Here is a 17141-nt window from a genome sequence, read left to right on the forward strand (position 1 = left end):
ATACGGCCATGGCTTGAGCAAGCGCCGCTTGCCCCCATCCCCGCCTTCCCCCGGGAGGGGAAGGGGCAAGTCAACGCAGGACCCTCGGCTATCCTCGCCGGGTGAATTCGTTCGTCATCTCCTCGCTTCTTCCCGTCGTCCTGCTCATCGCCGCGGGCTACCTTGCCGGAAGGCGCCGCTGGATCGGCGGCAACGCGGTCAAGGACCTGTCGAACCTCATCTTCCTGCTGCTCGCGCCCGCGCTGCTGTTTCGCGCCATGAGCACGGTGCACGTCGAGCAACTGAGCCTCAAGCCGGTGGCGGCCTACTTCATTGCCTCGGGCCTGCTGTTCGCGGGCACGCTGGCCTTGCGCGGCTTCAACCGCACGGCGGCGGTGATCGCGCTGGCCAACACCTACAGCAACACCGTGATGATCGGCATCGCGCTGGTCGGCCTGGCCTACGGCGAAGACGGCATGGTGGTGCTGCTCACGCTCATCTCGCTGCATTCGCTGGTGCTCCTGACCAGCGCGACCGTGGTGCTGGAGCTGGCCGTGGCGCGCGAGCATGCGGTGGTCGGCGGCACCGAGAAGCGCTCGATGGCGCGCACCGTGCTGCGCGCCTTGCGCAACGCCATCATCCACCCGGTGCCACTGCCGATCATGGCCGGCCTGCTGTTCGCGCAGACGGGGCTCGTCATGCCCGAGGTGATCGACAAGCCGATCCAGCTGCTCGGGCAGGCCTTCGGGCCGGTGGCGCTGGTGATGGTGGGCATCACGCTCGCGCTCACGCCCATCGGGCGGCACTGGCGCGGCGCGCTGGTGCAGGCGCTGGTGAAGAACCTGCTGCACCCGCTGCTGGTGGCCGTCATCGGCTGGCTGCTGGGCGTGCGCGGCATTCCGCTCACGGTGATGGTGGTGGCCGCGGCGCTGCCGATCGGCGCCAACGTGTTCCTGTTCTCGCAGCGCTACCGCACGGCCGAAGACCTGGTGACGGCCAGCGTCGCGGTGTCGACGGTGCTCGCGCTGGGCACGCTGACGCTGGTGATGGTCTGGGTGCAGTGGCTGCCCTGAGCGGCAGCCCTCTGTTATCGCGAGGGGTCAGGGCGCCAGGCGCTCGCGCGCCCAGTGGCCGTCTTCGAGCCGGTAACGCAGCCGGTCGTGCAGCCGGCTCTTGCGGCCCTGCCAGAACTCCCAGCGGTCGGGCACCAGCCGGTAGCCGCCCCAGTGCGGCGGGCGCGGGGGCGAGAGCAGGTGCTTGGCCGCGAACACGGCCGCGTTCTTCACCAGCACGTCGCGTCCGCTGATCACCTCGCTCTGCGGGCTGGCCCAGGCGCCGATGCGCGAGTCGAGCGGGCGGCTGGCGTAGTAGGCGTCGCTCTCGTCGGCACCGGCCTTCTCGACGCGGCCCTCGATGCGCACCACGCGCTCCAGCTCGACCCAGTGGAACTGCAGCGACGCATAGGGGTTGCCCGACAGCTCGCGGCCCTTGCGGCTTTCGTAGTTGGTGTACCAGACGACGCCGCGCGCGTCGTAGCCCTTGATCAGCACGATGCGGCTCGACGGCCGCAGGTCGCTGCCCACGGTGCACAGCGTCATCGCGTTGGGCTCGGGCACCCGCGCGTCGATGGCCTCGGTGAGCCAGCGTTCGAACTGCTTGAGCGGGTCGGCCGCGCTGTGGGCCTCGCCGAGTTCTGCGCGCTCGTAGCTCTTGCGCAGCGCGGCCAGCGCGTCATTGGAAAGAGGGGAAGTCATGACACGATTGTTGCGCACATACTCCGCCCATGACGACGACGAAGGCGAATTCCCCGGTGGTGATCGTGCTGGCCTCGGCCGCGGCGAACGCTTCATCGCGGCCGGCGGCACCGGCTCCAAGCTGCAGGCGCTGCTCGCGGGCCAGCCGGTGCTGTCGCGCACGCTGGACGCGGTGCGCGCCAGCGGCCTGCCGTGGCACCTGGAAGACATCGGCCACCCCGGCATGGGCGACTCGATTGCCGCCGCCGTGCGCGCCACGCCCGACGCGCCCGGCTGGCTGATCCTGCCGGGTGATTTGCCGCTGGTGCGGCCCGAAACGCTGCAGGCGGTGGCCGCCGCGTTGAGCGGCCGTGTGAACGCGGTGCAGCCGCAGTACCGGGGCGAGCGCGGGCATCCGGTCGGCTTCGCGGCCGGCTGCGGCGCGCAGCTCGCGGCGCTGGAGGGGGGCTTGGCGCGTCGTCGGTCTTGCGGTCGATGCGCGCCATCGATTCGGTCGCCGACCTCGAGGTGGACGACGTCGGCGTGGTGACCGACATCGACACGCCCGAGGCCCTGGCGCGGGCCGAGGCGCTCTGGCTGGCCCGTTCAGGCGGCGGCTGAGCGCGACCCGGTGCCGTTCAGGCTCAGCGCGTGATCACCGCGCAGGCGATGCGCGGACCCGAGTTGCCCGAGGGCTGGGTCGTGAAGTCGTCGCGGTCGCGGTGCACGATGAGCGCCCGGCCCACCACGTTGTTGGCCGCGCCGTCGGTCAGCGAGATCGAGTGGTCTTCCACGCTGAAGCGGGCCACGCCGCCGGCGTCGGCCACCAGGCTGGGCAGTTCGCCCGCATGGCTGCCCGCCGCGGCGAACTTGCCGTGCGTGCCGCCGGTCGGGTTGAAGTGGCCGCCCGAGGCATCGCCGTTGTTGCCGCAGTCGCCCTTTTCGTGGATGTGGAAGCCGTGCTCGCTGCCCGGCACGAGGCCGCGCACCTCGCCCGACACGCGCACGCCGTGTTCCAGGGCGGCGAAGGTCACGGTGCCGCGCGTCGGGTTGGGCGTGATCGCGCCGGTGGGCACCAGCTCGACGACGGTGCTGGGCTTGCCGCCCATGCTGCCGCAGGCGGCGAGGATGACACTGGCGCCCAGCGCGGCGGCGATGGCACAGAGACGACGATGGTTCATTTGTTTTCCTTGGACGGTCCGGAAGGTTGGGTGGAATTGTTTGCCGACCCCGGAACATATACCGGAGCCTGTGACACATCGCAATCGGCGGCGGGCGGCTGTTGCACGGCGGCCAGTGCCACCAGCCGGGCCAGCGCCGCGTCGTGGATCGCGTGGCGCTGCAGCTCGGCCAGCGTCTGCTGCGCGTAGTCGAGCGAGCTGCCGTAGCGGCCCACGGCGTTGGCGAAGATGTGGCGGTAGCGCTCGTCGCTCAGCTCGCCCGTGAAGTTGGGGCTGCGCCGCGACAGCGTGAACGCCAGCGCGTTGACCGGGCCCTCGGCCGTGCCGCAGCGCAGCCACTTGGGGTCGTACACGCCGGTGGGCATTTCGCGCAGCCAGAGCCGGCGCAGCGTTTCCAGCCCGTCAGCTTTCGGCACGCGAAACACCATGCCCCGCACGCTGCCGCCCGAGAGCAGGCCGAACACCAGGCCCGGCACCTGCACGCTGCCGCGGTTGACCCGGCTCCACATCTTCAGCGCGCGGTGCCAGCCGTGGACCCAGGCCGGGCGGCGCTCGGTGAAGTGGAAATCGGGCCGCCAGATCAGCGAGCCGTAGCCGAACAGCCAGAGGTCCTCATGCCCGCCCCAGTCGGCGATGGCGCGTTCGAGCATCGGCTGCGGGTCGCGCAGCGGCCTGGGCATGGGGTCCAGTCCCGGCGGACCGGGATCCGGCGCGGGGTCCGACACGGGGGTGTGAGGGCCGGCGCCTACAATTTCGCGATCATGGTTCACCGCACCATTATTTACCGACCCCTTCCCTACGGAGCAAGACCCCCGATGAGCGACGACGACAGCCAGCAAAATTTCATCCTCGGCTTCCTCATGGCGCTGATCGCGCTCGTGATCTTCTTCGTGATCGGCATGGTGCTCTGGCACAAGGGGCACAACCCGGCGACCGCGAAGGCCGCCGCCAAGCCGGCCGCCATGGTGATCTCGGCCCCGGCGCCCGGCACCGAGCCCAAGGTGGCCGAAGTGACCGAGACGGTGACGGTCACCATCCCCGACGGCGCCAGCATCCGGGTGGTCGACGGCGTGGTGAGCTTCTATTTCGCGACCGGCAGCGCCGACCTGGCGCCGGGGGCCGCCGAGGCGCTGGCCGCCGTCATCAAGGGCGTGGAGAGCGGCCGCAAGGCGGTGATCTCGGGCTTCCACGACACCACGGGCGATGCCGCCATCAACGAGCAACTGGCCAAGAAGCGCGCCGAAATGGTGCGCGATGTGCTGGTGGGCCTGGGCGTGCCGGCCGCGAAGGTCGACCTGCAGAAGCCCGCCGTCACGGCCGGTTCGGGCAACAACGCCGAGGCGCGCCGCGTCGAGGTCAAGCTGGTCGACTGACCCGCCCGGTCCTCGGCCCAGGCAGCCCAGGGAGCCCGGTCACGCCGGGCTTTTTTGTGCGCGCCGTTTTCAGGGGCTCGAATGCGCAATTCGTATCGCCCTGAGCCCTGATTTCATCAGGCTGCCGCGCCCGGCTTGGTACGATGGGCCTCCAGGCCCACAGTCGCGCTGGCGACACGCAGCAAGAGCCACCATCCCCATGAGCAGCAGCACACACCCCACCGTCCGCGACGTCACCGATCGCATCCGAGAGCGCAGCCATGGGCTGCGCAGCGCCTACCTGGCCCAGGTGGCCGACATCCGCAACCGCGACCGCGGCTCCGACCGCATGGGCTGCGCCAACGTGGCGCACGCCGTGGCCGGCATCCCGGCCAACGACAAGTTCCGCGTGGTGGCCGAGCGGGCCCCCAACATCGGCATCGTCACCGCCTACAACGACATGCTCTCGGCCCACGCGCCGTACCAAGGCTACCCCGACATCATCAAGCACGAGGCCCGCCGCCTCGGCGCCACCGCCCAGGTGGCCGGCGGCGTGCCCGCCATGTGCGACGGCGTCACGCAGGGCACGCCCGGCATGGAGCTGAGCCTGTTCAGCCGCGACGTCATCGCCATGAGCACCGCCGTCGCGCTCACGCACGACATGTTCGACGGCGCGCTGATGCTCGGCGTGTGCGACAAGATCGTGCCGGGCCTGCTGATCGGCGCGCTGCACTTCGGCCACTTGCCGACCGTGTTCGTGCCCGCCGGCCCCATGCCTTCGGGCCTGTCGAACGGCGCCAAGTCGAAGGTGCGCGAGCAGGCGGCGCAGGGGCTCGTCGGCCGCCAGGGGCTGCTCGACGCCGAAATGGCCGCGTACCACACGGTCGGCACCTGCACCTTCTACGGCACCGCCAACAGCAACCAGATGCTGCTGGAGGCCATGGGCCTGCACGTGCCCGGCACGGCCTTCATCCAGCCCGGCGACGCCATGCGCGAAACGCTCACGCGCGAGGCCGTGCGCACGCTGCTGGGCAAGGCGAGCGACACCGCGTTCAACTGCCCGCCCATCGGCGAAATGGTCGACGAGCGCTGCATCGTCAACGCCATGGTCGCGCTGCTGGCCACGGGCGGCTCCACCAACCACCTGATCCATTGGGTGGCCGTGGCGCGCGCCGCCGGCATCGTGATCGACTGGGACGACTTCTCCAGGCTCTCGGACATCATTCCGCTGCTGACCCGCGTGTACCCCAACGGCAGCGCCGACGTGAACGAGTTCCAGGCCGCGGGCGGCCCGGGCTTCGTCATCGGCGAGCTGGTCGACGCCGGCCTGATGCACGGCGACGTGCTCACCGTGCGCGCCGGCGGCATTCGCGAATTCGGCGGCGTGCCCGAACTGGCGGGCGAGGGCCAACTGCAATGGCACTCGGCGCGCCCGTCGAAGAACGACGCGTCGCGCGCCCGGTGGACGCGCCCTTCAGCGCCACCGGCGGCCTCAAGCTGCTGAGCGGCAACCTGGGCCGCAGCGTCATCAAGGTGTCGTCGGTGCCCGACGACCGCCATGTCATCGAAGCGCCCGCGCGCGTGTTCGACTCGCAGGCCGCGCTGCAAAAGGCCTTCACCGCCGGCGAGCTGGAGCGCGACGTGGTCTGCGTGGTGCGCTGGCAGGGCCCGCAGGCCAACGGCATGCCCGAGCTGCACAAGCTCACGCCGCCGCTGTCGGTGCTGCAGGGCAAGGGCTTCCGCGTGGCGCTGGTCACAGACGGGCGCATGAGCGGCGCCTCGGGCAAGATCCCCGCCGCCATCCACGTCTCGCCCGAAGCCGCTGCCGGCGGCCCGCTCGCCAAGGTGCGCGACGGCGACCTGATCCGCCTGGACGCCGTAGCGGGTACGCTCGCGGTGTTGCTGCCCGAAGACGAATGGGCCGCGCGCGAAACCGCGACGCTGCCCGAAGCACAACGCATCGCCGACGGACGTGGCCTGGGCCGCGAACTGTTCGCCGGCATGCGCCGCAATGCATTGACTGCTGAAGAAGGAGCCTGCTCATGGCTATGAACGAAAAACTCACCGCGCTCCAAGTGATGCGCGACGCCCCGGTCATTCCGGTCATCGTGCTGAACGACGTGAAAGACGCCATTCCGCTCGCGCGCGCCCTGGTGGCCGGCGGCATCCGCATGCTCGAAGTCACGCTGCGCACGCCGCAGGCGCTGCAGTGCATCGAGGCCATCGCCAAGGAAGTGCCCGATGCCGTGGCCGGCGCGGGCACCATCCGCAGCGCGGCCGACGCACAGGCCTCGGCACTGGCCGGCGCCAAGTTCGGCGTGAGCCCGGGCTACACGCGCGCGGTCGGCAAGGCCTGCCACGACCTCGGCCTGCCGCTGTTGCCCGGCGTGGCCACCGGCAGCGAAATCATGACGGCGCAGGAAGACGGCTACACCCAGCTCAAGTTCTTCCCCGCGCTGCAAGCGGGCGGCCTGCCGATGCTCAAGGCCTGGCAAGGCCCGTTCGGCGACGTCACCTTCTGCCCCACGGGCGGCATCCATGCGGGCAACGCGGCCGAGTTCCTCGCGCTGTCGAACGTGGCCTGCGTGGGCGGTTCGTGGATCGTGCCGACCGACGCCATCCGCGACGGCGACTGGGCCCGCATCGAGCAGCTGGCACGCGCCGCGAGCCAGCTGCCGCGCTGACCATGCGCACCGAGTTCGACGCGAGCGACCTGAAGGTCATCGCGTTCGACGTCTTCGGCACGGTGGTCGACTGGCACAGCGGCATTGCCGCCGAGGCCGAGAGCGCCTTGCCGGGTGTCGATGGCGCCACCTTCGCGCTGGCCTGGCGCGCCGGCTACCAGCCGGCCATGAAGGCCGTGATGGAGCGCATTGCGGCAGGCGAGGGCGGCTTCACGCTGCTCGACGAGCTGCACCTGAGCATGCTCGAGCAGGTGCTGCGCGACTTCGGGCTGGACGACCGGCTCGACACCGCCGCCAAGCGCGAACTCAGCCGCGCCTGGCACCGGCTGCCGGCCTGGCCCGACTCGGTGGCCGGGCTCACGCGGCTCAAGAAGAAATTCACCATCTGCACGCTGTCGAACGGCAACATCGGCCTGCTCACCGAAATGGCCAAGCGCGCCGGGCTGCCTTGGGACTGCGTGCTGTCGGCCGAAGTGTTCAAGGCCTACAAGCCCGACCCGCGCACGTACCTCGGCGTGGCGGGCGTGTTCGACGCAACGCCGGGGCAGGTCATGCTGGCCGCCGCGCACCACGACGACCTGGCGGCGGCGCGCGTGTGCGGCCTGAAGACCGGCTACATCGAGCGGCCCCACGAGTTCGGCCGCGCGCAGCCGAAGGACGTGTCGCCGCAGCCCGAGAACAACCTGCACGCGCGCGACATCAACGAACTGGCCGACCTGCTCGGCTGCTGATCGTGCTGACCGCGGCGGTGCCTGCGGCTCAGTCGCTGACGAGCTTTTCTACCGTGCGCAGGTTGCGCGTGGTGGTGCTCGACTTGTAGCGCGTCTTTGCCAGCAGCTTGGACACGGGTGTGTCGAGGCTTTCGCCGCGCGGGCATTGCCAGTACAGCACGCCCTTGCCGCGCTTCAACTGCTCGGCGTCGGTGTCCATCACGTCGCCGGCTTTCTCCATCACCTCGTCGAGCATCGCGGCGTCGGAGCCGAACACGATGTACGGATGGCGCTCGTCGTCGATGCGTTCGAAGGGGTAGCCCGCGGCCATGTCGGCCACGGCCTTCTGCGTGAGCAGCACGATCCACGCCTCGTAGCCGAAGCGCTTGCGCAGCGCCTGCTCGATGCGGGTGCGCAGCGCGGCGGCATCGCGCTCGCTCGTGTCGAACAGCACGTTGCCGCTGGCAAGCACGGTGCGCACCGCGCCAAAGCCGAGTTCATCGGCGAACAGCGCCTTCAGCTCGGCGCTCTTGATCGTGATGCCGTTGACGTTCACGCCGCGCAGCAGCGCGACATGGCGTGTGGCCGTCTGTTTGCCGGTGCTTGCCATCGATGCGGCTCCCGCAGGTTCAGCGCAGCCCGCCGCCGGCGGCGCTTTCGTCGCGCTGGATCAGCTCGATCTTGTAGCCGTCGGGGTCGGTCACGAACGCGATCACCGTGGTGCCGCCCTTGACCGGACCGGCCTCGCGCGTCACGTTGCCGCCGGCAGCCTTGATCTTGTCGCAGGCCGCGTAGGCGTCGGGCACGCCGAGCGCGATGTGGCCGTAGGCGGTGCCCAGCTCGTAGCTCTCGGTGCCCCAGTTGTAAGTCAGCTCGATCTCGGCCTGGTCGGGGTTGCCCTTGTCGTAGCCGAGAAAGGCGAGGCTGTATTTGTACTCGGGGTTCTCCGATGTGCGCAGCAAGTTCATGCCGAGCACCTTCGTGTAGAAATCGATGGAGCGCTGGAGGTTGCCGACGCGCAGCATGGTGTGAAGGAATCGCATCTCGTGGTGCCGTGTAGTTATGAAAAGAGAAAGGGAAGGGGAGGCCGCTATTGTCGGCCTCCCGGCGCGGCAATCAAGCGGCCAGGCTCAGCAGGTGGGCCTGGTGGCGTTGCAGGAAGGCCATCAGGTGTTGCGGGTATTCGGGCACCACGGCGTCGCGCACGCTGGGGCGGGCCGCGAGTGCCTGCCGCCAGGCATTGACCTTGGGCAGTGCGTCGAAGACGTGCGAATCGCTCAGCGTGTCGAACAGCTCGAAGTAGCGGAACACGGGCGCGAACACCGCGTCGACCAGGCTGAAGTCGGGGCCCGCGAAGTAGGGGCCCGCGCCGAGCGCCGCCTCGACGCGCTCGAACTTGGCGCGCAGCGCGAGCCGCTTCTGCGCGAACACGGCCGCGTCCTGCGTGGTCTCGTAGCCCCAGAGATCGGCGAGCACGGCCGAGCCGTATTCCATCCATGCGCGGTGCTCGGCGCGCGTGAGCGGGTCTTGCGGGTGCAGGCGCGCGCCGGGCTGCGTCTCTTCGAGGTACTCGCAGATCACGTTGCTCTCGAAGAGCACGGCCTCGGAGCCGTCGGCGCGTTGCACCTTCAGCAGCGGCACCTTGCCCAGCGGCGAGATGTCGAGAAACCACTGGGGCTTGTTCGCGAGATCGATCACGACGCGCTCGAAGGGCACGCCTTTTTCATTCAGCGCGATCGCGGCGCGCTGCACGTAGGGGCACAGCAGGTGGCTGACGAGGGTGAGGGGTTGCTGCGACATGGTGGGGCTTCCGTTCTCGGGGAATGTGGGTTGCTGGTCGCCGCGATTCTTGCGAGACCGAACAACCTTTTCCCGAAAAGCCCATTCGACAAACAGGCCCCTTGTGCTAGGCCGCCGCCGTGCCTTGCCAGTGCGTGATGCGCCCGCCGTGCATCACGCCGATGCGGTCGGCCATGGCGTGCGCCTCGGCCTCGTTGTGCGTGACCAGCACCGCGGTCTGGCCGGCCTGCTTGAGGATGCCGCGCACTTCTGTTGTCAGTCGTTCGCGCGTGCCGCCGTCGAGGTTGGAGAAGGGCTCGTCGAGCAGCAGCAGCGCGGGCGAGGGCGCGAGCGCGCGCGCCAGCGCAATGCGTTGCTGCTGGCCGCCCGACAGCTCGTGCGGATAGCGCTCGCCGGCATCGGCCAGCCCGACCAGTGCGAGCATTTCGGCCACGCGGGCCTGTTGTGCCGCACGGCCCTGGCGGCGCAGCCCGAAGGCCACGTTCTTCGCCGCCGACAGGTGCGGGAACAGCGCGTACTCCTGGAACATCATGCCCACGCGCCGCTGCTCGGGCGGCAGGTGCACCTGGCTCCCCGACAGCAGCACGTCGCCCAGCCGGATCGATCCGCCGCGCACCGGCTCGAAGCCCGCGATGGCGCGCAGCACCGTGGTCTTGCCGCAGCCCGAGGGGCCGAACAGGCAGGCGATGTCGCCGGCGGCCAGCGCGAGCGAGAAGCCGTCGACGACGGTGTGCGGGCCGCGTGGCGTGTCGTAGGCGAGCTTTACCGATTCGAGGTGCAGCGCAGAACTCATGGCGTGTCCGGAGGGGAAGAGGTGGCGGCGGGCGTGCCCAGCTGGTTGCGCGCCAGCAGCACCACCGGCAGCAGGCCGGCCAGCACGATGGCGAGCGCGGCGATCGCGCCCTCTTCGTAGGTGCCGCGCGCGGCCTCGGCGTAGAGCCAGGTGGCGAGCGTGTCGAAATTGGCGGGCCGCAGCAGCAGCGTGGCCGGCAGCTCCTTCATGGCGTCGACAAACACCAGCAGCGCGCCGGCCGCCAGCGCGGGGCGCAGCAGCGGCAGGTGCACGCGGCGCAAGGTGCCGCCGGTGGTTTCGCCGAGCAGGCGCGAGGCCTGCTCGATGGCCGGCGGAATGCGCGCAAGACCCGCCTCGATGCCGCCCACGGGCATCGCCAGGAAGCGGATCGCGCAGGCTACGACCAGCACCACGCCCGCGCCCATCAGCGGCAGGCCCTGCCAGCCGAAGGCGGTCGCCAAGGCAGCGTCGAAGGCCAGTGCGGGCGTCAGCAAGCCAATGGCGAGCACCGTGCCCGGCACCGCATAACCCAGCGTGGCCGCGCGGGCCTGCCAGCGTGCGCGGTTCATGCCCGAGCCCTGCGCGCGCGAGGCCCATGCGACCACCAGCCCCGCGGCGACGGCGACCACCGTGACGCCCGCGGCCAGCGCGAGCGTGTTGCCCAGGCTTGCGATCAATCCCTGCGAAATGCCCCCGCCCTGGCGCAGCCGCTTGGCGCTTTCCCAGACGAGGTACAGCGCCGGCGCCACGAAGCCGATCAGCACCGGCAGCGATGCGCAAACCGTCGCCGCCCATGCCACGCCCCCGCGCAGCCGGCGCGGCTGCACCGCGCGCATGCGCTGCGCCGAGCCGAAGCGCTGGTGCTTGCGGCCGTTGCGTTCGAGCCAGACCAGCGCCACCACCATGAACAGCATGGCGCACGCGATCTGCGCCGCGCCCGCAAGGTCGGAGCGCGTGATCCACGTCGTGTAGACCGCCACCGTGAGCGTGTTGACGCCCAGGAATTCGGAGGCGCCGATGTCGTTGAGCGTCTCGAGCAGCGCCAGGCTCAGGCCCACCGCCAGTGCGGGCCGCGCGAGCGGCAGCGCCACGCGAAAGAACGCGCCGCGCCGGTTTTCGCCGAGCATGCGCGCCGCTTCCATCAGGTGCGCGGGCTGGGTCATGAACATCGCGCGTGCCGTCATGTAGACGTAGGGGTAGAGCACGAAGCCCAGCACGAAGATCGCGCCCGGCATCGAGCGCAAATCGGGCAGGCGGAACTGGCGCGGGCTGTCGAAGCCCAGCATCCAGCGGATCGCGCCCTGCACCGGGCCGATGGGGTGCAGCAGGTCGAGGTACGCGAAGGCGACGATGTAGGTCGGCATCGCCAGCGGCAGCAGCAGCGCCCAGTGCAGCACGCCGCGCCCCGGAAAGTCGTGCGCCGTGACCAGCCACGCGCAGCCGGTGCCGATCAGCAGCACCAGCGTGCCCACGCCGGCCAGCAGCAGCGCCGTGTTGAGCGCCGCCTGCGGCAGCACATGCGCGAACAGCGGCCCCCAATGCCCCACGCCCGAACCGAGCGCGAGCCACGCCAGCGTGAGCACCGGCGCGAGCACGCCGATGGCGATGAAAAACGACGCGCAGCGCCAGGCCGGGCCCGCTGCGCGCAGGCCCGGCGGCTGGCGCCGCGCGGTGGTGGTCATTCAGTTGCCGGCACGCTGTGCCCGGCGGTGCCCGTCACTGGTCGAAGCCGACCTTGTCGACGAGGGCGCTGGCCTGCTTGCGGTACTTGGCAATCTCGGTCAGCGGCAGCGGGTCGACCTTCAGCTCGCCGATGGTCTGGCCGATGATCGGGTCGAGCGCCACGCCCTTGCGCACCGGGTATTCGTAGTTGGCCTGCGCGTACAGCGACTGCGCCGGCTCCGACACCAGGAACTCGAGCAGCTTGACGGCGTTCGCGCGTTGCGGCGCGTTCTTGGCCACCGAGGCGCCGCTGATGTTCACGTGCGTGCCGCCGCTCTTCGAATTGGCGAAGGTCGGGCGAACCACCTTGATGCCGTCGCCCCACTTGCGCGCGTCGGTGCCTTCCTTGGCGCTCTTCATCTGGCCGACGTAGTACGAGTTGGCCAGTCCCACGTCGCAGATGCCGCCCAGGATGTCGCGCGCCACGTCGCGGTCGCCGCCGGTGGCCTTGCGCGCCAGGTTGGCCTTCACGCCGCGCAGCCACTGCTCGGCCTTGGCTTCGCCGTCGTGCGCGATGAGGGAGGCGACCAGCGCCGTGTTGTAAGGGTGCTGGCCGGCGCGGATGCAGACCTTGCCCTTGTATTTCGGGGTGGCCAGGTCTTCGTAGCGGAAGCTGGTGAGGGGCAGGCTCTTGTCGGCGTACAGCACGCGCGCGCGCATCGACAGGGAGAACCACTGGCCGTCGGCGCCGCGCAGGTTGGCCGGAATGGCCGATTCGAGCGCAGCCGACTTCACCGGCTGCGTCACGCCGCCGTCGACCAGGTCCATGAGGTTGCCGATGTCCACCGTCATCAGCACGTCGGCCGGCGAGCGCGCGCCTTCGGCCTTGACGCGCTCCAGCAGGCCGTCTTTCACGAACACCGTGTTGACCTTGATGTTGCTCTGCGCGCTGAAGGCCGAGATGAGCGGCTGGATCAGCGCCGGCTCGCGCGTCGTGTAGAGCGTGAGCTCGTCGGCGGCGGCCGCTTGCGCGGGCAGGGCGCTGATGGCCAGCCAGGTGGCGCTGACGCCGAGAAGTGCGCGCGCAGCGCGGCGGCCTTGGACGCGGGAGCGTTCGGTCATGAGGGATCCTCCGGGAGCAGTGACGTGTTCTGGGATGCATCGGCGGCAGGGCGAGCCTGCGGGCCGATGAGAATAATTATCACTGTGGGGAGGGAGCGCGCCGCCTTTGGACTTACAGGTCGAAGGCCTACTGCACTCAGCGCGCCGGCGGAATCTCGAACACCAGGCAGGTGGTCGTCGCGTGCGCGTACAGCGTGCCATCAGGTCCGAACAGCCGCGCCTCGGCCGTGGCCAGCTGCTTGCCGCAATGGATCACCTTGCCCTCGGCGCGCACGCGCTGCACCTTGGGCGTGAGGCCCTTGACGTAGTTCACGCTCAGCTCGGCGGTGGTGTAGGCGCGTCCGGGCGGCATCATGGTGTGCACCGAGCAGCCCAGGGCCGAGTCGAGCATGGTCGCGACCCAGCCGCCGTGGATGGTGCCCAGCGGGTTCAGGTGTTGCGGCAGCGGCGTGCCCTGGAAGACGGCAACGCCCGCGCGCACTTCGACGATCGTGAAGTCCAGCGTCTTGGCAATGGCCGCGAAGGGGATCTCGCCGGCCAGCATGGCCTGCATCACTTCGAGGCCGGTTTTGCCGGCGATCTGGTCGGGGCGGGCGAGGCCGGGGCCCGGGCCGCCTTCGAGGCGGTCGGTGATCTTTCGCTCGTCGGCGATCCATGCGTCCAGCTGGCTGGGGTTCTGCGTCATTCCGGTCCTACTCCTGTCAGGGTCTGTGGGTGGTTAAGTTGCATATGCAATAGTTGCAGCTACAATAATACCCCATGGACATCCAGACCAAGCCGCGCGGCTGCACCAGCTTCAAGGTGCGCCAGCTCATGCGCCGACTCTCCCAGCACTACGACGCCGAGGTGTCGCAGAGCGGCCTCAAGACCACGCAGTACTCGCTGCTGTCGCACCTGGCACGGCTCGGGCCCACGCGCCCGGTCGACTTCGCCGCCGAACTCAAGATGACGGCCTCCACGCTGAGCCGCAACCTGCAGCCGCTGATCGTTGCGGGCTGGGTCGCGCAAACGGCGGGCGCCGATGCGCGCAGCCGCTTGGTGCAGGTCACCGAAGAGGGCGAGGCCAAACGGCGCGAGGCGCTGGGCCACTGGAAGACCGCGCAGCAGAAGCTCAATGCGCTGCTGGGCGTGGAGCGCGTGCTGGCACTGCACCAACTGATCGACGAGTCGATGGAGCTGCTGGGCGCGGACGAAGCGCCGCTCGGCGACGACTGACCCGCCCCCGCACAACCGTTTCTCGACGCATTCACATCACGCGCGCGGCCGCGCGTTGTCCCTGTTTTTTCTTCGTCCTCCCACACCGCACTCCAACACCCGAGGTCCCATGTTCGCAACCCAAGTATCCGCATGGCTGCAGCGCCGCGGCATCCACTACGGATGGATCGTCGCCGCCATCACCTTCCTGACCATGCTGACCATGTCGGCCGCGCTGGGCCTGCCGGGCGCCATGCTGCAGCCGCTGACCAAGGAGTTCGGCTGGAGCACCGAGCAGATCTCGTCGGCGCTCGCGCTGCGCTTCGCGCTGTTCGGCCTCATGGGCCCGTTCGCCGCCGTGCTGATGGAGCGCTACGGCCTGCGCGCCGTCATCTGCACCGGCCTGGCGCTGGTGGGCATGGGCATGGCGCTGGTCACCATGGCGTCGCAGCTGTGGCAACTGTTCGTGCTGTGGAGCCTGATGCTGGGCCTGGGCACCGGCATGACGGCGCTGGTGCTCGGCGCGGTGGTGGCCAACCGCTGGTTCGTGGCGCGGCGCGGCCTGGTCATCGGCATGCTCACGGCCAGCTCGGCCACGGGGCAACTGGCCTTCCTGCCGTTCGCGGCCTGGATGATCGAGCACTGGGGCTGGCGCTCGGCCATCGTGCCGATCGTGATCGGCAGCATCCTCATCGGCCTGCTCGCGCTGTGCCTGATGCGCAACCGTCCCTCGGACATCGGCCTGCTGCCCTACGGGGAAAAGCCCGGCACGCAGTCGGCCGCGCCCGCCGCCGCCGCGCCGCTGATGAACTTCGCCACGCCGTTCCGCGTGCTCAAGGAAGTGTCGACCAACCGCACCTTCTGGATCCTGGCCGGCACCTTCTTCATCTGCGGCCTGAGCACCAACGGCCTGGTGCAGACGCACTTCATCTCGCTGTGCGGCGACAACGGCATGGGCGCGGTGCCCGCCGCCTCGGTGCTCGCGATGATGGGCGCCTTCGACTTCGTCGGCACCATCCTCTCGGGCTGGCTGTCGGACCGCTACGACAACCGCAAGCTGCTCTTCTGGTACTACGGCCTGCGCGGGCTGTCGCTGTTCTGGCTGCCGCATTCGGAGTTCACCATCTATGGCCTGGGCATCTTCGCGATGTTCTACGGCCTGGACTGGATCGCCACCGTGCCGCCGACCGTCAAGCTCGCGGGCGCCGCCTTCGGCCCCGCCAAGGTGGGCCTGGTGTTCGGTTGGGTCTTTGCCGCGCACCAGCTGGGCGCCGCCACGGCCGCCTACGGCGCGGGCTTCGCGCGCACGCTGCTGCTGACCTACACCCCGGCGCTGTACGCGGCCGGCGCGGCCTGCCTGGTGGCGGCCGTGATCGTGATGATGATCCGCCGCCCGGCCGCCAAGGCCGGCGCACCGGTCACGCCCGGCGCCGCGGCCCGTGCCTGAACTGAATTGAACGCATCGAAGCCCCAGTCATGACCGCACCCGCCAACACCGCCGAGCTCGACCCGCGCACGCGCCGCCTGCTCGAGGCGCCCATCGTTCCCACGCTGCTGCGCCTGGCCGCGCCCAACGTGCTCGTGATGGTGGCGCAGGCCTCCGTCGGCCTCATCGAAACCTACTTCGTCGGCAAGCTCGGCACCGACGCGCTCGCCGGCATGGCGCTGGTGTTTCCCATCGTCATGCTGATGCAGATGACTTCCAGCGGCGCGATGGGCGGCGGCATTGCCTCGTCGATCGCCCGCGCGCTCGGCGCACGGCGCCGGGGCGATGCCGACGCGCTGGTGTGGCATGCCATCGTCATCGCGCTGGGCTTCGGCCTGTGCTTCACGCTGGCGCTGCTGCTGGGCGGGCGCTGGCTCTACGGGATCATGGGCGGCACCGGGCCCGCGCTGGAGGCGGCGCTGACGTACTCGCACTGGGTGTTTTCGGGCGCGGTGCTGGTGTGGCTCTTCAACTCGCTGTCGGCCATCATCCGCGGCACCGGCAACATGTCGGTGCCGGCCAACGTGACGGTGGTGGGCGTGGTGTTCCTGATTCCGGCCTCGCCGCTGCTGATCTTCGGCATCGGCCCGTTGCCGGGCATGGGCATCGCGGGCGGCGCGATGGCGCTGCTGCTGTACTACCTCTTGGGCTCGATTGCGCTCATCGTCTACCTGCGCTCGCCGCGCAGCCTGCTGCGGCCCACGCTGGCCGCGCTCAAGCTGCGCTGGCCGCTGTTCCGCGACATCCTGCGCATCGGGCTGGTGGGCGCGGTGTCGACCGTGGCCACCAATCTGTCGATCGGCATCGCGACGGCGCTCACGGGGCATTTCGGCTCGGGCGCACTGGCGGGCTACGGTACGGCGTCGCGGCTCGAATACCTGCTGGTGCCGCTGGTGTTCGGCCTGGGCGCGCCGCTGGTCGCGATGGTCGGCACCTGCATGGGCGCGGGCCAGCGCGAGCGCGCCTTGCGTGCCACCTGGGCCGGCGCGGCGCTGGCCTTCGCGTTGACCGAGACCATCGGCCTGGCGGCGGCGCTGTTCCCGCGTCCGTGGCTGCTGCTGTTCGGCAACGACCCGGCAATGCTCGAGACCGGCGCGCACTACCTGCGCGTGGTGGGGCCGCTGTACGGCTTCTTCGGCGTCGGGCTGGTGCTGTATTTCGCGTCGCAGGGCGCGGGCCGGCTGCTGTGGCCGGTGCTCGGCAACATCGCGCGGCTGGCCGTGGCCGGCACGGGCGGCTGGCTGGCGCTGCGCTGGGGCGGCGGGCTCACGGGCGTGTTCGCGGCGCAAGGCATTGCGCTGGTGGTGTACGGCATCGTGATCGCGTCGGCCATCGCGGGCGGTGCGTGGTTCGGCCGCGTGGGCTGGCCGCGCACGACCAACGGGCTGCTGCGCCGCGTGGCGCAGACCTGACGCCAGCGTTTCAAGCGGTGTCGGCCGTGCGCG

The 17141-nt window shown here is 70.1% G+C and carries 17 protein-coding genes and 2 pseudogenes; 9 read left to right on the plus strand and 10 right to left on the minus strand.

Translation table 11 applies throughout. The features are described from left to right. Positions 1-101: 101 nt before the first annotated feature. Entirely contained in the window at positions 102-1052 is a 951-nt protein-coding gene (locus BMG07_RS25815; protein ID WP_198086932.1) for an AEC family transporter, read from the plus strand. A 27-nt stretch (positions 1053-1079) separates the two neighbouring features. Here BMG07_RS25815 and pdxH read toward each other — a convergent pair whose 3' ends face one another. After that, positions 1080-1733 (minus strand): pyridoxamine 5'-phosphate oxidase, encoded by a 654-nt coding sequence (gene pdxH, locus BMG07_RS25820; protein WP_198086933.1) that lies wholly within the window; start codon positions 1731-1733, stop codon positions 1080-1082. Between the two features lie 29 nt (positions 1734-1762). Here pdxH and BMG07_RS25825 point away from each other — a divergent pair. Beyond that, positions 1763-2333, plus strand: a pseudogene (locus BMG07_RS25825) (NTP transferase domain-containing protein). Positions 2334-2356: 23 nt separating this feature from the next. On the opposite strand, the gene BMG07_RS25830 reads toward BMG07_RS25825, so the two are convergent. Next, positions 2357-2893, minus strand: a complete 537-nt coding sequence (locus BMG07_RS25830; protein WP_198086934.1) for a superoxide dismutase family protein — start codon at positions 2891-2893, stop codon at positions 2357-2359. Beyond that, positions 2890-3573 (minus strand): gamma-glutamylcyclotransferase, encoded by a 684-nt coding sequence (locus BMG07_RS25835; RefSeq protein WP_198086935.1) that lies wholly within the window; start codon positions 3571-3573, stop codon positions 2890-2892. The genes BMG07_RS25830 and BMG07_RS25835 overlap by 4 nt, the downstream gene beginning before the upstream one ends. Positions 3574-3708: 135 nt before the next feature. On the opposite strand from BMG07_RS25835, the gene BMG07_RS25840 reads away from it, so the two are divergent. The 4 genes and pseudogenes from BMG07_RS25840 (at position 3709) to BMG07_RS25855 (ending at position 7660) form a co-directional block, all read left to right on the plus strand. Next, a complete protein-coding gene (locus tag BMG07_RS25840) occupies positions 3709-4266 on the plus strand; it encodes an OmpA family protein (protein WP_198086936.1) in 558 nt (185 codons plus the stop codon). A gap of 199 nt (positions 4267-4465) precedes the next feature. Then, a pseudogene (gene edd / locus BMG07_RS25845) lies at positions 4466-6297 on the plus strand (phosphogluconate dehydratase). Beyond that, complete coding sequence (gene eda / locus BMG07_RS25850; protein ID WP_198086937.1) at positions 6288-6929, plus strand: bifunctional 4-hydroxy-2-oxoglutarate aldolase/2-dehydro-3-deoxy-phosphogluconate aldolase; 642 nt, start codon at positions 6288-6290, stop codon at positions 6927-6929. Before edd ends, eda begins: the two are co-directional and overlap by 10 nt. 2 nt (positions 6930-6931) lie before the next feature. After that, the gene (locus BMG07_RS25855; protein WP_198086938.1) at positions 6932-7660 is read left to right on the plus strand and encodes a haloacid dehalogenase type II; all 729 of its coding nucleotides are present in this window, start codon (positions 6932-6934) and stop codon (positions 7658-7660) included. A 28-nt stretch (positions 7661-7688) separates the two neighbouring features. Here the strand turns inward: BMG07_RS25855 and BMG07_RS25860 are convergent, their stop codons facing one another. From BMG07_RS25860 to BMG07_RS25890, 7 genes are all read right to left on the minus strand, one after another. Further along, positions 7689-8249 carry a DUF1697 domain-containing protein gene (locus BMG07_RS25860; RefSeq protein ID WP_198086939.1) on the minus strand — a complete coding sequence of 187 codons (561 nt, stop codon included), beginning with the start codon at positions 8247-8249 and terminating at the stop codon, positions 7689-7691. A gap of 19 nt (positions 8250-8268) precedes the next feature. Further along, complete coding sequence (gloA, locus tag BMG07_RS25865; protein ID WP_198086940.1) at positions 8269-8682, minus strand: lactoylglutathione lyase; 414 nt, start codon at positions 8680-8682, stop codon at positions 8269-8271. A 73-nt stretch (positions 8683-8755) separates the two neighbouring features. Beyond that, a complete protein-coding gene (locus tag BMG07_RS25870; RefSeq protein WP_198086941.1) occupies positions 8756-9439 on the minus strand; it encodes a glutathione S-transferase family protein in 684 nt (227 codons plus the stop codon). Positions 9440-9545: 106 nt separating this feature from the next. Further along, the gene (locus BMG07_RS25875; RefSeq protein WP_198086942.1) at positions 9546-10232 is read right to left on the minus strand and encodes an ABC transporter ATP-binding protein; all 687 of its coding nucleotides are present in this window, start codon (positions 10230-10232) and stop codon (positions 9546-9548) included. Continuing rightward, entirely contained in the window at positions 10229-11914 is a 1686-nt protein-coding gene (locus tag BMG07_RS25880; protein ID WP_198086943.1) for an iron ABC transporter permease, read from the minus strand. The genes BMG07_RS25875 and BMG07_RS25880 overlap by 4 nt, the downstream gene beginning before the upstream one ends. Before the next feature lie 34 nt (positions 11915-11948). Then, positions 11949-13016, minus strand: a complete 1068-nt coding sequence (locus BMG07_RS25885) for a Fe(3+) ABC transporter substrate-binding protein (protein ID WP_198086944.1) — start codon at positions 13014-13016, stop codon at positions 11949-11951. 136 nt (positions 13017-13152) lie between these two features. Then, on the minus strand, positions 13153-13701 hold the full coding sequence (locus BMG07_RS25890) for a PaaI family thioesterase (RefSeq protein ID WP_198086945.1): 549 nt from the start codon (positions 13699-13701) through the stop codon (positions 13153-13155). A gap of 74 nt (positions 13702-13775) precedes the next feature. On the opposite strand from BMG07_RS25890, the gene BMG07_RS25895 reads away from it, so the two are divergent. The 3 genes from BMG07_RS25895 to BMG07_RS25905 all read left to right on the plus strand — a co-directional run bounded on the left by BMG07_RS25895 (position 13776) and on the right by BMG07_RS25905 (position 17108). Next, positions 13776-14231 carry a MarR family winged helix-turn-helix transcriptional regulator gene (locus tag BMG07_RS25895; protein ID WP_198086946.1) on the plus strand — a complete coding sequence of 152 codons (456 nt, stop codon included), beginning with the start codon at positions 13776-13778 and terminating at the stop codon, positions 14229-14231. A gap of 109 nt (positions 14232-14340) precedes the next feature. Continuing rightward, positions 14341-15657 (plus strand): MFS transporter, encoded by a 1317-nt coding sequence (locus BMG07_RS25900; protein WP_198086947.1) that lies wholly within the window; start codon positions 14341-14343, stop codon positions 15655-15657. A gap of 29 nt (positions 15658-15686) precedes the next feature. Beyond that, positions 15687-17108: an MATE family efflux transporter gene (locus BMG07_RS25905; RefSeq protein WP_198086948.1), complete on the plus strand. Its 1422-nt coding sequence runs from the start codon at positions 15687-15689 to the stop codon at positions 17106-17108. Positions 17109-17141 lie beyond the last annotated feature (33 nt).

The organism is Variovorax sp. E3 (genome assembly GCF_016082275.1).
Lineage (GTDB): Bacteria > Pseudomonadota > Gammaproteobacteria > Burkholderiales > Burkholderiaceae_C > Variovorax.

Excerpts from the sequence above, each read along its gene's own strand:
- BMG07_RS25880 (WP_198086943.1), bottom strand. The coding sequence starts at position 11,914 with ATGACCACCACCGCGCGGCGCCAGCCGCCGGGCCTGCGCGCAGCGGGC.
- BMG07_RS25855 (WP_198086938.1), top strand. The coding sequence starts at position 6,932 with ATGCGCACCGAGTTCGACGCGAGCGACCTGAAGGTCATCGCGTTCGAC.
- BMG07_RS25870 (WP_198086941.1), bottom strand. The coding sequence starts at position 9,439 with ATGTCGCAGCAACCCCTCACCCTCGTCAGCCACCTGCTGTGCCCCTAC.
- BMG07_RS25905 (WP_198086948.1), top strand. The coding sequence starts at position 15,687 with ATGACCGCACCCGCCAACACCGCCGAGCTCGACCCGCGCACGCGCCGC.
- BMG07_RS25900 (WP_198086947.1), top strand. The coding sequence starts at position 14,341 with ATGTTCGCAACCCAAGTATCCGCATGGCTGCAGCGCCGCGGCATCCAC.
- gloA (WP_198086940.1), bottom strand. The coding sequence starts at position 8,682 with ATGCGATTCCTTCACACCATGCTGCGCGTCGGCAACCTCCAGCGCTCC.
- BMG07_RS25840 (WP_198086936.1), top strand. The coding sequence starts at position 3,709 with ATGAGCGACGACGACAGCCAGCAAAATTTCATCCTCGGCTTCCTCATG.
- BMG07_RS25890 (WP_198086945.1), bottom strand. The coding sequence starts at position 13,701 with ATGACGCAGAACCCCAGCCAGCTGGACGCATGGATCGCCGACGAGCGA.
- BMG07_RS25895 (WP_198086946.1), top strand. The coding sequence starts at position 13,776 with ATGGACATCCAGACCAAGCCGCGCGGCTGCACCAGCTTCAAGGTGCGC.
- BMG07_RS25875 (WP_198086942.1), bottom strand. The coding sequence starts at position 10,232 with ATGAGTTCTGCGCTGCACCTCGAATCGGTAAAGCTCGCCTACGACACG.
- BMG07_RS25885 (WP_198086944.1), bottom strand. The coding sequence starts at position 13,016 with ATGACCGAACGCTCCCGCGTCCAAGGCCGCCGCGCTGCGCGCGCACTT.
- BMG07_RS25860 (WP_198086939.1), bottom strand. The coding sequence starts at position 8,249 with ATGGCAAGCACCGGCAAACAGACGGCCACACGCCATGTCGCGCTGCTG.
- BMG07_RS25830 (WP_198086934.1), bottom strand. The coding sequence starts at position 2,893 with ATGAACCATCGTCGTCTCTGTGCCATCGCCGCCGCGCTGGGCGCCAGT.
- pdxH (WP_198086933.1), bottom strand. The coding sequence starts at position 1,733 with ATGACTTCCCCTCTTTCCAATGACGCGCTGGCCGCGCTGCGCAAGAGC.
- BMG07_RS25835 (WP_198086935.1), bottom strand. The coding sequence starts at position 3,573 with ATGCCCAGGCCGCTGCGCGACCCGCAGCCGATGCTCGAACGCGCCATC.
- eda (WP_198086937.1), top strand. The coding sequence starts at position 6,288 with ATGGCTATGAACGAAAAACTCACCGCGCTCCAAGTGATGCGCGACGCC.